This window comes from Duganella sacchari, assembly GCF_900143065.1.
In the GTDB taxonomy this organism is placed as follows: Bacteria; Pseudomonadota; Gammaproteobacteria; order Burkholderiales; family Burkholderiaceae_D; genus Rugamonas; species Rugamonas sacchari.
Map to the genome: position 1 here is coordinate 790,453 of NZ_FRCX01000001.1, position 12,410 is coordinate 802,862.

General features: G+C 62.7%; 14 protein-coding genes. 3 read left to right on the forward strand and 11 right to left on the reverse strand.

The window, feature by feature from the left end:
* Window positions 1-24: 24 nt before the first annotated feature.
* From BUA36_RS03690 to flgB, 3 genes are read right to left on the reverse strand one after another with little or no spacing between them, the layout of a single operon-like run.
* Window positions 25-744, reverse strand: coding sequence for a flagellar hook assembly protein FlgD (locus BUA36_RS03690; RefSeq protein ID WP_072781417.1), 720 nt, complete (start codon window positions 742-744; stop codon window positions 25-27).
* 19 nt (window positions 745-763) lie between these two features.
* Window positions 764-1,174 carry a flagellar basal body rod protein FlgC gene (gene flgC / locus BUA36_RS03695; protein ID WP_072781423.1) on the reverse strand — a complete coding sequence of 137 codons (411 nt, stop codon included), beginning with the start codon at window positions 1,172-1,174 and terminating at the stop codon, window positions 764-766.
* A 2-nt stretch (window positions 1,175-1,176) separates the two neighbouring features.
* A complete protein-coding gene (gene flgB, locus BUA36_RS03700; RefSeq protein ID WP_072781425.1) occupies window positions 1,177-1,605 on the reverse strand; it encodes a flagellar basal body rod protein FlgB in 429 nt (142 codons plus the stop codon).
* Between the two features lie 154 nt (window positions 1,606-1,759).
* Here flgB and flgA point away from each other — a divergent pair, with 154 nt between their 5' ends.
* The 3 genes from flgA to BUA36_RS03715 all read left to right on the forward strand — a co-directional run bounded on the left by flgA (window position 1,760) and on the right by BUA36_RS03715 (window position 3,353).
* A complete protein-coding gene (gene flgA, locus BUA36_RS03705) occupies window positions 1,760-2,455 on the forward strand; it encodes a flagellar basal body P-ring formation chaperone FlgA (RefSeq protein WP_072781427.1) in 696 nt (231 codons plus the stop codon).
* 96 nt (window positions 2,456-2,551) lie between these two features.
* Window positions 2,552-2,869, forward strand: coding sequence for a flagellar biosynthesis anti-sigma factor FlgM (flgM, locus tag BUA36_RS03710; protein ID WP_072781428.1), 318 nt, complete (start codon window positions 2,552-2,554; stop codon window positions 2,867-2,869).
* Between the two features lie 7 nt (window positions 2,870-2,876).
* Entirely contained in the window at window positions 2,877-3,353 is a 477-nt protein-coding gene (locus BUA36_RS03715; protein WP_072781430.1) for a flagella synthesis protein FlgN, read from the forward strand.
* 56 nt (window positions 3,354-3,409) lie between these two features.
* Here BUA36_RS03715 and motD read toward each other — a convergent pair whose 3' ends face one another.
* The 8 genes from motD to flhB all read right to left on the reverse strand — a co-directional run bounded on the left by motD (window position 3,410) and on the right by flhB (window position 12,309).
* Entirely contained in the window at window positions 3,410-4,171 is a 762-nt protein-coding gene (gene motD, locus BUA36_RS03720; RefSeq protein WP_072781432.1) for a flagellar motor protein MotD, read from the reverse strand.
* Window position 4,172: 1 nt separating this feature from the next.
* Entirely contained in the window at window positions 4,173-4,919 is a 747-nt protein-coding gene (locus BUA36_RS03725; protein ID WP_072781433.1) for a flagellar motor protein, read from the reverse strand.
* Window positions 4,901-5,632 (reverse strand): RNA polymerase sigma factor FliA, encoded by a 732-nt coding sequence (locus tag BUA36_RS03730; RefSeq protein WP_072781435.1) that lies wholly within the window; start codon window positions 5,630-5,632, stop codon window positions 4,901-4,903. Before BUA36_RS03730 ends, BUA36_RS03725 begins: the two co-directional genes overlap by 19 nt.
* Before the next feature lie 18 nt (window positions 5,633-5,650).
* On the reverse strand, window positions 5,651-6,451 hold the full coding sequence (locus tag BUA36_RS03735) for a MinD/ParA family ATP-binding protein (RefSeq protein ID WP_072781437.1): 801 nt from the start codon (window positions 6,449-6,451) through the stop codon (window positions 5,651-5,653).
* Window positions 6,444-7,880 carry a flagellar biosynthesis GTPase FlhF gene (gene flhF / locus BUA36_RS03740; RefSeq protein WP_072781439.1) on the reverse strand — a complete coding sequence of 479 codons (1,437 nt, stop codon included), beginning with the start codon at window positions 7,878-7,880 and terminating at the stop codon, window positions 6,444-6,446. Before flhF ends, BUA36_RS03735 begins: the two co-directional genes overlap by 8 nt.
* A 130-nt stretch (window positions 7,881-8,010) precedes the next feature.
* Window positions 8,011-8,949 carry an RpnC/YadD family protein gene (locus BUA36_RS03745; protein ID WP_072781440.1) on the reverse strand — a complete coding sequence of 313 codons (939 nt, stop codon included), beginning with the start codon at window positions 8,947-8,949 and terminating at the stop codon, window positions 8,011-8,013.
* Window positions 8,950-8,998: 49 nt separating this feature from the next.
* The gene (gene flhA / locus BUA36_RS03750) at window positions 8,999-11,122 is read right to left on the reverse strand and encodes a flagellar biosynthesis protein FlhA (protein ID WP_072781442.1); all 2,124 of its coding nucleotides are present in this window, start codon (window positions 11,120-11,122) and stop codon (window positions 8,999-9,001) included.
* On the reverse strand, window positions 11,119-12,309 hold the full coding sequence (gene flhB / locus BUA36_RS03755; protein WP_072781443.1) for a flagellar biosynthesis protein FlhB: 1,191 nt from the start codon (window positions 12,307-12,309) through the stop codon (window positions 11,119-11,121). The genes flhA and flhB overlap by 4 nt, the downstream gene beginning before the upstream one ends.
* Window positions 12,310-12,410: the final 101 nt, after the last annotated feature.

Sequence of the window (12,410 nt, forward strand, 5' to 3'; positions counted from 1 at the left end):
TATTCCCCTATTGGTAATGACTGCTTACAAAACTTCTTTCACATCGCTCATGCTGAAATGGCCGAGTGACGTATTCAATTTGACACCGCCGCTGCCGGTCGACACGCTGGCCACGGCCGCCAACTGCAATGGCGTGGCATCGGTCAGCGTGGTGCTGCCGTTCTGGGCGGTGACAGTAAAGGTGTACTTGCCGGCTGGCGCCGTGGTGGTCTTGTCGTCCATCAGGCCATCCCAGGTGATCGGATAGGTGCCGATGTCCGCATTGGCCAGGCTCATGGTGCGCACGGTCTTGCCGGTGCTGTCCTGGATCGCGATACTGACATTGGCGGCCGCAGTGGCCAGGTCGATGCCAAACACGCTGGTGCTGGTGGTCTTGCCGGCCGCGTCGGTCGAGGTCGACAGGTCGATGCCCTTGCCCGCCACCAGCACGCCCTTGCCGATCAGGTTGATCGCGCTTTGCGAGTTGGCGCTGGCCATGTCGGTGCGCAGCGAATCCAGCGTGGCGTTGACCTTGTTGATGCCGGTCACGGTCGACAGCTGGGCCAGCTGGCTGGTCATGGCCGCGTTGTCCATCGGATTCAGCGGATCCTGGTTTTGCAGCTGGGTCACCAGCAGTTTCATGAACTTGTCCTGGTCCGCCTGCACGCTGTTGGTGCTGGTCGAACTGGTGCTGCTGGACGTGCTGGTGGTGCTGTTGGTGGTTGCCGCCTTGGGCGTATCGATAATGCCGCCGGTAATAGCCATGATGACCTCTTGCTTTTAATTAGGATTGACCGATGGTCAGGGTTTTCAACAGCAGCGTCTTGGCTGCGTTCATGGTTTCCACGTTGGTCTGGTAGGAACGCGAGGCCGACAGCATGTTGACCATCTCATCCACCACATTCACGTTGGGCATGGTGACGTAGCCGTTCTCGTCGGCGGCAGGATGCTTGGGGTCATACATCATCTTCATCGGCGACTGGTCTTCCACCACCTGCTTGACGCGCACGCCGGTGGCAGTGCCGCCATCGGTAGGCGTCTGCGCCTCAAACACCACCTGGCGCGCGCGGTAGGCTTCGCCGCTGGCGCTGGTGGCGCTGTCGGCATTGGCCAGGTTGGAGGCCACCACGTTCAGGCGCTGCGCCTGCGCGCTCATGGCCGAACCGGAAACATTGAAAATATTAAACAGCGACATGATTAGCTCCCTGACTGGATCGCCGCCATCATCGACTTGATCTGGGCGTTGATGGCGGTAATGCCGGCTTCATAGCGGATGGCGTTATCGGCGAACTGGTTGCGTTCCACATCCATGTCCACCGTGTTGCCGTCCACCGCGCCCTGGATCACGCCGCGGTACAGCAGCGGCGTGCCATCGGCCAGCGTACCGGCGTCTTGCTGAGGGTTGGGGTAATGCTTGCTGGCGGTGGTGCGCAGCGTTTGCTGGGCGTCGGGATTGGCTTTGTCCAGCGCGGCCTGCATCGCGCTGCTGAAGTCGATATCGCGCGCCTTGTAGTTGGGCGTGTCCGCATTGGCCATATTGGAAGCGAGCACGGTCTGACGCTGCGAGCGCAGACTCAGCGAGGTCTCGTTGAACCGCAGGTAATCGTCTAACTTGCTGCCGAGCATGATGCGCTCCCCTTCCACATTGATGACAGAGTCGATGATACGGAGTTGCCGGGCGCAACCATCAAACGATAAGCACCCGGTTTTGGGGCTTATTCCACGCTTCGAGTTTAGTCCGCCCGACTATGATGGCAATATTGAAGGGGAAACCGACGCCATGAAATCACGCTTACTTGTTACCACACTGCTGGCCGCCACGTTCAGCACCGGCGCCGCCGCCCAGGCGGGACGCCAGGATGTGGCGGTCATCAAGCGCACCGTCGAACAGTTCCTGCAGGTGCAGGCTGGCGGCCTGCCGGGCGAAGTCACGGTCACCGTGGGCGCCATCGACCCACGCATGAGCCTGGCCGCCTGCCCCGATCCACAAGCTTTCTTTATGCCCGGCGCGCGCGCCTGGGGCAAAACCACGGTGGGCGTGCGCTGTGCGACACCTTCCACTTGGACGGTCTATATTCAAGCCAATGTGATGGTGGTGGGCGAATATCTCGCCGCTGCCGCGCCGCTGGTGCAAGGCCAGCCCATCGACGCTAACCAGCTCACCACCCTCAAGGGTGATTTGACAATGTTGCCGCCGGGGATAGCCACCGATGCCAGCCAGGTGGTGGGCCGTAGCGCCATGGTGTCGCTGCCGCCCGGCACGCCGCTGCGCCTGGATACGTTGCGCAGCAAGCCGGTGGTGCAATCCGGCCAGCTGGTGCGGTTAGTATCCAGCGGCAATGGTTTCAGTGTCTCGGCCGAAGGCCGCGCCATGAGCACGGCCGGTGACGGCCAGGTCGTGCAGGTGAAAACCGGCAACGGCCAGCAGATTACCGGCATCGCCAAGAGTGGCGGACTGGTCGAGGTAGCATTTTGAGCAACAGGCGCCTGGTTCCAGCTAAAGTTTCCGGACTAGCCGCCGTTACCGACTCAGATCCCGGAGTTTCGCACTCCTAGCTGAGAAGGAAATGCTGTGAAAATTAACGATACACTCAAGAGCACGCCCGGCTTGCCATCCACGCCTGCAGCGACCGGTTCCACCGCGCGCGGCGCAGACAAGGCAGCCGAAGCAGCACCGGCCAATATCGCGTCGGACAATGTACGCCTGTCGCCGCAAGGCCAGGCCATGGCGGCCAGTTCTGCCAGCGGCGCCAATGCCGTGTTTGACACCAAAAAAGTCGAACGCATCAAATTGGCAATTGCCGATGGCCAGTTCCAGGTCAACTCGGAAAAAGTAGCGGATGGCTTGCTGGATACCGTCAAGGATCTGCTGCACTCAAGAAAACGATAGGATAATCATGACCACCGTCACCCCGCTGAACAGCCTGCGCGAAGAAGCCCACATCATGTCCACCCTGCTGGATGTGCTGCGCCAGGAACAGCAACTGCTGGTGACGGCGGAAATTGATGGCCTGTCGGCCGTCACCACCCGCAAGACCGCGCTGGTCACGCAGATGACCCTGTTGTCGGCGCAACGTCACCGCTCGCTGGGCAAATGCGGCTTTCCTGCTGAAGAAGCCGGCATGGACGCGTGGATTGCCGCCAGCGGCGACGCGCAGCCAGAGTCTGCCACGCTGTGGACAGCGCTGTTGCAGCACACGCGGGAAGCCAAGGAACTCAACCGCGTCAACGGCATGCTGATCAACAAGCAGATGGGGCATGCGCAAAGCGCGCTGCAGGCGCTGCGTCCGCAAGGCCAAACCCCGAACAGCTTCTATGGCCCAGGCGGTATTTCCACCGCTGTGCCGCGCAGCCGCGGCTTCCTGGCTGGCTGATTCCCCCGCACGTCACATAGCAGGGTCGGACCCCGCACGGGGTCCGACCCTTTGCTTTACTGGGTGGGCAGTTCAGTAGCCGGGTCGGGGAGGCCCGAGAGAATGGTCACCGCCACGCGGCGGTTGCGCGCCCGGTTGACAGGCGTGTCGTTGGCGGCCACCGGCTCATTGGCACTGAAGCCCACGGCGGTGAGCCGTTCCGGCGCCACCCCTGCGTCAATGAACAGGCGCACCACGCTGCTGGCCCGCACGGCCGACAGTTCCCAGTTGGACGGGAAGCGGGTATTGGCGATCGGCTGATTGTCCGTATGGCCTTCCACCTGCACCTTATGGCTGTCGATCTTGAGCAGCGCGGCGACGGCGCGCAGCGCCTCCACCGATTCCGGCATCAGGCGCGCATCGCCCGGATCAAACAGCACCGAGGCATTGATTTCGACACTGACGCCACGGCTGTTCTGCGTCACCCGCACCTTGCCCTCCTTGACCAGCGGCGCCATGGTGGACAACAGGTCCTGCGCCAGCTTGGTCATCTGCTCCTTTTCCTTGCGCAGCAATTCATTGCGGCGCTTGAGGGCGGGATTGGGAATCGGCAGGTTGGGCACTTCGGTGTTGGTCGGCTGCGCCGCGCCCTTGCCGCCAAACGCATCGCCCAGCGCATCCGAAAAAATCTTGTACTTGCCGATGTTGACTGCGGAAATCGCGTACATCACCACAAAGAACGCAAACAGCAGCGTGATGAAGTCGGAATAGGAAATCAGCCAGCGTTCGTGGTTTTCCGGCTCATCGTCGAACTTCCTGCGGGCGCGACGGTATTGCATCTCAATGCTCCCGCATCAGCGTGGCGATGCGCTCGTCGATCACACGCGTGTGGTCGCCCGTGGCAATGTCGTAGAACACGGCAGCGGCGATCTCCTGCTGGTGCACGGCTTGCGTGACGATCGCCTTGAGCTTGTTGGCAATGGGATAGAACAGCAGGTTGGCCAGGCCGACGCCGTAAATCGTCGAGACAAACGCCACCGCAATGCCGGCGCCCAGCTTGTTCGGGTCGGTGAGGTTTTCCATCACATGCACCAGCCCGAGCACGGCGCCCAGGATGCCGATGGTGGGCGAATAGCCAGCCGCCGACTCCCAGATACGCACGGCCTGGCGCTCTTCCGTTTCGTAGGCGGTAATTTCCGTGTCCAGCAGCTGGCGCAGCTTGTCCGGCGCGATGCCATCGACGATCAGGCGCAGGCCCTTGGTGTTGAACTTGTCCTTGGAGGCAAGCATGTAGCGCTCCAGCGACAGCAGGCCGTCGCGGCGCGCCGCCAGGTTCCAGGCGTTGATGTCGCGTGCCAGTGCGGCGCGCGTATCCGGCGGCGGCGTAAACACCAGCCGCAGCATCTGCAGGCCACGCACAAAGGTTTTGAATCGGGTTTGCAGCAGCACCGCGCCCACCGTGCCGATGACCACGATGGCAAACGCCGCCGGTTGCAACAGCGAAGCGAGCTTGCCGCCTTCCAGCGTCTGGCCGATGATGATGCCGGTCAGCGCCAGCAAGACCCCGGCTACGCTGGCCCAGTCCAAGACCGCTCCCGAAGTGAGGCACGCAGGCGTGCCACGGCTTGCGTATGCAATTGCGATACGCGCGATTCCGACACACCCATGACGGCGCCGATTTCTTTCAAGTTAAGCTCCTCTTCGTAATACAGGCCCATCAGCATGCGCTCCCGGTCCGGCAGCGCATCGATGGCATCGATCACGGCCTGGCGGAAGTCGCCGTCCAGCAGTGACCGCAGCGGATCGGCCTCGTCATCCGACGCATAACGGTCGAGGAAGCTGTCGTTGCCGTCGTCGTCGTGAAAATCCTCGTAATAAACCAGCTGGTGGCCGCCACCATCGCCCAGCATTTCCTGGTAGTCGGCCAGCGACAGCTTGAGCGACTTGGCCACTTCCGATTCGCTGGGCGGGCGGCCCAGACGCTGCTGCAAGGTGGACATTGCGGCCTCGACCTTGCGCATGTTTTGCCGCAGCGAGCGCGGCAGCCAGTCGCTATTGCGCAGCTCATCGAGCATGGCGCCGCGGATGCGCAGCACCGCATAGGTTTCAAATTGCGCGCCGTGCGTTTCTTCGTAACGGCTGATGGCGTCTAGCAGGCCGATCATTCCAGCTTGCACCAGATCGTCGACTTCGACGCTGGGTGGCAGTTTCGCCTTCATGTGGTGGGCCAGGCGCTTGACCAACGGCATGTGCTCCGTCAGCAAAGTATCCTTGTCCGCTTTCCCTTTTACCGTGTACATTCGAATAATTTTTATGAATTAAGCGCTGAGTTGCCCACTACTCCCCAGCGCAAAGCGCCCCGCCAGTTGACGAAACGCGACCGAGGCCCCAGCCAGCGGAAACGCATCTACCACCGCGCGCCCCAAGCGCGCAGCGCGTTGCAGATACTCGTCCGCAGGCACGGACCCCATGGAAACCAGGTTGACAGCAAGATATCGGCTTGCCGCCTGTGCCATATTATCGTAAACCACCTTGGCTTCGGCTTCGGAAGCACCCGTGACCAGGATTCCGAACGGCCGGCGGCCCAGTTCCTGGTTCAAGCGCTTAATCATACTGTAGGCAGCCTTGATCGAGGTAGCGCTATTGGACACTTGTACCACGATGTCCGAGCTGGCCATGATGGGCACCGGGAACGCGTCGCCATCAAATTCGCCATCGACCAGCACCATGCCGGTCTGTTTGGCCAGCACATCAAAGGCTTTGGCCAGGCGCCGGGTTTCGTCCGGGCCGGAGCGCGCTGCGCCGCGTGTCATGGACGCCACCGCAAATCCCTGCGGCACCTGGTGGATCACCTGGTTCAGGCCGCATTCCTGGCGCGCCACGTTGAGCAGGCTGTGGCCGCCATCGACGCCGAGCCGCGAGGCCACGCCATGCACGCTGGCGCAGGCATCGACGATCAGCACATCATTGCCGGCGCGCGACAGCGATGCGCCCAGGTTGACCAGCATGGAGCCCTTGTCATCCTGCGGCGCGGCCGACAGGAAGGTGACGATGCGGGGCTGCGGCCCCGCCAGCATGCGGCGGAGTCCCTCCGCCTGGTCGAAATTGAAGTTAGCCAAGGTGGACCTCGCGCAGGCCATGGTCGTTGCTCATCAGCAGAGGCAGCTCTGCATCCAGATATTGGGTGTAGACGACGTCGCGCTTGAGCTTGAAGGCGCGGTCGATCAGGTAGGCCGGGTCGGCCAGGTGCAGGTCTTCCGGCACGCGCTGGCCGTTGGAGACATAGAACAGGTTGAGCTTCTGGCGGATCACCACGTCCAGCACGTTGCCGATGGCGGCCGCTTCGTCGAGCTTGGTCATGATGCAGCCGGCCAGGCCACTGCCCTGGTAGGCGCGCACCACTTCGCTCAGGGTTTCCTGGGTGGCGGTCGCGTTCAGGCACAGCAGGCGTTTGACGTTGGCGCCCGCGCCTTGCAGCATGGAAACCTGCTCGGTCACCATCTGGTCGCGCTGGCTGACGCCGACCGTGTCGATCAGCACGGTGTGCTTGTTTTTCAGTTCCTTGAGGGCGATGCGCAGGTCGGCTTCGTCCTTGACCGAGTGCACCATCACGCCCAGGATCTTGCCGTAGATGCGCAGTTGCTCGTGGGCGCCGATCCGGTAGGCGTCGGTGGTAATCAGCGCCAGCTTGTCCGGGCCGTGGCGCATCACGCAGCGCGCGGCCAGCTTGGCGGTGCTGGTGGTCTTGCCGACGCCGGTCGGGCCGACCAGCGCAAACACGCCGCCCTGGTCGATCAACGCATCTTCGTTGGCCATGGTTTGCAGGTTGCGCGTGAGGACGGTTTTAATCCAGCGCAGGCTGTCGGCGGCATCGCGGCCCGCCGGCAGTTTTTCAATCAGGTAGCGCGCCAGGCTGGCCGAGAAGCCGGCCGCCAGCATGGAGCGCAGCACCGCGGTCTTGTGCGGTTCGCGCGCTTGCGTGGCGCCCCAGGACAATTCCGCCAGCTGGGTTTCCATCATGCCGCGCATGGCGCGGATTTCACTCATCATGCCGCTCATTTCCACGGCGGCCGATTCCTTGGCGCTGGCGACGGCGGCGCTGACCATGGCCGCGATCTGGCTGGCGTCGATGGCCGGCGCGGCTTTCGGCTGCGGTGCGGCTGGTGCGGAGGGTGCAGGCGCGGCGGCGGCAACCTTGGTGGCCAGCGAGGAATGCGAGGCGACCACGCGGCGTTGCGGCTGTGGCGGCAGGCTGGCCGGCTTGGCGGCCATGGCCGGCGACATATGCGGCAACTCTTCTTCAAAGCGTGGTTCGATGCGGGCGGACGGTACCGCCGTGCTCAGGTCCAGCGACGGTGCCGGTTCGGCCATCGGCGAATGCGGCGCAGGCATGGCCAGCGAAGCGGCGTCATCATTGGCCAGGGCCAGGATTTCAACCACGCCATCCGACTGGCGGTTGGACAGGATGACGGCATCGGGGCCGAGCGATTCGCGGACTTTGCGCAGCGCTTCGCGGGAAGTCGGTGCGGTAAATTTTTTAACGTTCATGACCGTCTCTCAAGGGAACCATTGTGAGTAGCGCGCCTTACCATGCAAGACGCCTTAACTCCTATGGTGCCATTATTGACGATGCACTCTGGAAACGATCTGATGAACAGGGGTGGAAATGGGCCGTATTTCAGTCGCCGAAAACCTCGTCCAGCGTGGTGGCGCTGGCCGCGCGCCGCGCCCATGCCGACAACTGCTCGGCACTGCCCACGGCGACCCGTGCCTGCACGGTATTGGCCAGCCCGCCAAAGCGCGCGGCCAGCACTTCAAGCAATATTTCAGCACGCCCCTCGGCCCGGCCTTCCTGCCGTCCTTCCTGGCGGCCCATCTCCATACCGATACGCTCAATGGAAGTGATGTAAGGCATAGTCCGTCTCCTCTCCAGTTGCAACACGGCGTTGCGCAGCCGCGCGTCCAGCGCTGGCGGCAGATGCATCATCCAGTCGATCACGCGGAACAAATCGATGACACGCTGCCTGTCCCAGTTACGCTGGTACAGTAGCTTGGTCAGCCGCCATTTGAGCTGGCGCCGGCGATGCATCTGCTGCCGGGTGTTCTGCGTGAGCACATGCGCCGCCGTGACCAGCGCAAACGGGTTGGCATGCTCCAGCAACTGCGCGAGACGGTGGGCGTAATCCTGCAACTTCACGATAGGGAAAACCAGGCTCATTTCGCAGCCCAGCAAATCGTAGGCGAACAAGGAAGGCCGCCAGCGCGGGCTGTCATCGGCCAGCAGCGCCAGGCTGGCGACCGGCCGCGGGTAGCGGTCAAACACGCGATAGTGATACGTAAAAACCCGCTCGGCAAATCCCGCATCATGCTGCGCTTGTATCTCCAGATGCACCAGCACCCACTGCTCGACGCCGCCGCGCAGAAATACGCGCACCAGCTTGTCCAGCAGGCGCTTGCCATACACGGCGTCGCGCGACAGCGCCGCCAGTTCCTGATCCAGAAAATCATGCGGCCGCGACCAGTCGATCGCGGCATGCGCGTCGGGAAAATAAAAAGCCATGAAGTCTGGAAAGTGCTGCGTGATCACTTCCTTCCACGGCGTGTCGTCGTCGTCCATTCAGGCAGTCTAGGCCGCCTGCATGGACACGACTATGGCTAGATCAAGCTTAAGCCGGTTGCTGTCCCACCAGCGCGGTGACGCGGATGGTTTTGCTTTCCGGGATCTCCGCATGCGACAGCACCTTCAGCTGCGGCAGGGAACGGCGCAGGAAGCGCGACAGCAAAGCACGCAAGGGTCCCGGCACCAGCAGCACCGGCGTCAGGCCCAGCGCCTCCTGCTGCGCGGCCGCCTGCTGAGCCTGCTGTGCGATGGTGTCCGCCAGGCCCGGCTCGATACCGGCGCCATCGGGACCGCTAGCCTGCAGCGCCTGCATCAGCAAGCGTTCCAGACGGTTATCCAGCGTCATCACCGACAGTTCCGCGGCGCCCGGGAACAGCTGCTGCACAATCGCCCGGCCCAGCGCGATACGCACCAGCGCGGTGAGGTCGTTGGCATCCTGCGTGTGCACCGCGTGTTCGGCCAGGGTTTCGATAATCGAGCGCATGTCGCGGATGTGCACGCCCTCCATGAGCAGGTTCTGCAAGACCTTCTGCAAGGTCGAGATCGACACCATCTTGGGCACCAGGTCTTCCACCAGCTTGGGCGCTTCCTTGCTCAGATGGTCCAGCAGTTGCTGCACTTCGCCACGGCCCAGCAGCTCGGCAGCGTGCGTGGTAATCAGGTGATTCAAGTGCGTCGCCACCACCGTGCCCGCATCCACCACGGTATAGCCCAGGCCTTGCGCCTGGTCGCGCAGATTGGCGTCGATCCACACCGCTGGCAGGCCAAACGCCGGATCGATGGTCACCATGCCCTGCAAGGTGCCGGTCGCCATGCCCGGATTAATCGCCAGGAACTGGCCGTTGTAGGCTTCGCCCGTGCCGACTTCCACGCCCTTGAGCGTGATGCGGTAGGCCGATGGCTTCAATTCCAGATTGTCGCGGATGTGCACCGGCGGCGCCAGGAAGCCGACCTCCTGCGCGAATTTCTTGCGGATACCCTTGATGCGCTTGAGCAGTTCGCCGCCCTGGGTTTTGTCCACCAGCGGAATCAGGCGATAGCCCACTTCCAGGCCCAGCGTATCGACCGGCATCACGTCCTGCCAGCTGGCCTCCTCCTGCTCGGCAGCGGCCGCCGCTGCCGGCGCCGCCGCTTCCGCCGCAGCCGTCTCAGCCGCAACCTTCTGCACTTTTTTCTTGGACATCAGATAGGCCGAACCGCCGAGGCTGGCGGCCAGCAGCAGAAACACCAGGTTGGGCATGCCGGGGATCAGCCCCATGCCGCCGATGATACCGGCCGTGATGTACAGCACTTCCGGCTTGGCAAACAGCTCGCCCACCAGCTGCGCACCAATGTCCTGGTCGCTGGCCACGCGCGACACCACGATACCGGCAGCAATCGAAATCACCAGCGACGGGATCTGGGCCACCAGGCCGTCACCGATGGCCAGCATGGTGTAGTTCTTGGTCGCATCGCCAAACGCCATATCGTGCTGCAGCACGCCGACCAGCAGGCCACCCACCACGTTAATTACCGTCACCAGAATACCGGCGACCGCGTCACCGCGCACATACTTGCTGGCACCGTCCATCGCGCCGTAGAATTCCGCTTCCATCGACACTTCGCTACGGCGCTTCTTCGCTTCCGCTTCGCCGATCAGGCCGGCGTTGAGGTCGGCGTCAATCGCCATCTGCTTACCCGGCATGGCATCCAGGGCGAAACGTGCGCCCACCTCGGCAATACGGCCCGCGCCCTTGGTCACGACCACGAAGTTGATGATGGTCAGAATCACGAACACCACGATACCGACGGTGTAGTTACCGCCGATCAGGAAGTGGCCAAACGCCTCGATCACTTTACCGGCCGCATCCGCGCCAGTATGGCCTTCGGTCAGCACCACGCGCGTGGACGCCACGTTCAGCGACAGGCGCAGCATGGTGGACACCAGCAGAATCGTCGGGAAGGACATGAAGTCCAGCGGCTTCACCGTGTATAGCGAAGTCAGCAGCACGATCACCGACAGCGCGATATTAAAGCTGAAGAACAAATCCAGCACGAACGCGGGCAGCGGCAGGATCATCATGGCCAGCAGCATGACGATCAGGATAGGCGCCGCCAGGCTGGCCTTGTTCTGCGACGAGGCCAGGCCTTGCAGCCATGGCGGTAGCTTCACGTTGCTGAGGGCGTTCATGCAGATGCTCCGTTATTCAAATCTGGTTGCTTGCCGTGCTTGGGGATGAAGGCCGGGTCCAATGGGTCCATGGTTGGCGGCACGTCGAGTTTCTTCGGCACGTCGGGACGGTTGCCATCGCCGCGGTTGAACACGCGCAGCTGGAACACGTACGCCAGCACCTCGGCTACCGCCGCGTACAGCTGTTCCGGGATCTCGTCGCCGATCTCGGTGTGCTTGTGCAGCGCACGCGCCAGCGCCGGCGCTTCCAGCATGGCGACCTTGTGCTCCTTGGCGATTTCGCGGATCTTGGCCGCCACTTCGTCGGTCCCCTTGGCCACCACTTTTGGTGCGCCGCGCATATTGTCGTTGTACTTCAGCGCCACCGCGTAGTGGGTCGGGTTGGTGACCACCACGTCGGCGGTCGGCACGTCGGCCATCATGCGGCGCTTGGCCATCTCGCGCTGCAGCTGGCGGATCTTGCCCTTGATCTGAGGATTGCCGTCCGATTCCTTGGATTCCTGGATCAGCTCCTGGCGCGTCATCTTCAGCTTGTTGGCGTAGTGCCACATCTGGTACGGACCGTCGATGGCCGCAATCAGGCCCAGCGCGCCAACGATGAACATGAACGCGGCCGCCAGCATGTTCAGCGTGTGGCCGATGCCCAGCTTGAGCGGTTCCAGCGACAGGCCGATCACGGCGTCCTTGTACTTGAGCACCACCAGCCAGGCCACAAAGCCGACCACGATGGTTTTCAGCAGCGCCTTGAGCAGCTCGACCAGCGCATTGGTCGAAATCATATTGCTGATGCCGCTGATGGGATTGAGCTTGTTGAAATTGGGGGTAAACGCCTTGGCGCTGAACAGCCAGCCGCCGACCAGCATGGGCGAGGCCAGCGCGACCACCATGACCGCCACCCCCAGCGGCAGGCAGGCGATCAGCACCTGCACCACATCGACGGCGATGCGGTGGAACAGCACGTCGGCATTGAAGATTTGCTCCTGGTCGAGCTTGAGCCCGGACACCAGCACAGCCTGCAACTGGCGTATCAAGCCATCGCTGGTCATCCACAGACCGGCGCCAGCCGCCATCAGCACGGTAAACGTCGCCACTTCCCGCGATCGGGGCACGTCGCCTTCTTCTCGCGCCTGCTCGAGGCGCTTCGCTGACGCGGGTTCGGTCTTTTCGGCGTCGCTATCTTCTGCCATGGGGTCTGCCTGCTGCGTGGTTAAACTTCAACAGTGCCATTATCGGGCGCAGCGGCAACAGATCATCGGTGGAATACGGCGGGTTTTCACCGCCATATCCA

Coding starts and splice junctions, on each gene's coding strand:
- flgA (WP_072781427.1), top strand. CDS start 1,760: ATGAAATCACGCTTACTTGTTACCACACTGCTGGCCGCCACGTTCAGC.
- BUA36_RS03715 (WP_072781430.1), top strand. CDS start 2,877: ATGACCACCGTCACCCCGCTGAACAGCCTGCGCGAAGAAGCCCACATC.
- flgC (WP_072781423.1), bottom strand. CDS start 1,174: ATGTCGCTGTTTAATATTTTCAATGTTTCCGGTTCGGCCATGAGCGCG.
- motD (WP_072781432.1), bottom strand. CDS start 4,171: ATGCAATACCGTCGCGCCCGCAGGAAGTTCGACGATGAGCCGGAAAAC.
- BUA36_RS03690 (WP_072781417.1), bottom strand. CDS start 744: ATGGCTATTACCGGCGGCATTATCGATACGCCCAAGGCGGCAACCACC.
- BUA36_RS03730 (WP_072781435.1), bottom strand. CDS start 5,632: ATGTACACGGTAAAAGGGAAAGCGGACAAGGATACTTTGCTGACGGAG.
- flhF (WP_072781439.1), bottom strand. CDS start 7,880: ATGAACGTTAAAAAATTTACCGCACCGACTTCCCGCGAAGCGCTGCGC.
- flgB (WP_072781425.1), bottom strand. CDS start 1,605: ATGCTCGGCAGCAAGTTAGACGATTACCTGCGGTTCAACGAGACCTCG.
- flhA (WP_072781442.1), bottom strand. CDS start 11,122: ATGAACGCCCTCAGCAACGTGAAGCTACCGCCATGGCTGCAAGGCCTG.
- BUA36_RS03745 (WP_072781440.1), bottom strand. CDS start 8,949: ATGGACGACGACGACACGCCGTGGAAGGAAGTGATCACGCAGCACTTT.
- flhB (WP_072781443.1), bottom strand. CDS start 12,309: ATGGCAGAAGATAGCGACGCCGAAAAGACCGAACCCGCGTCAGCGAAG.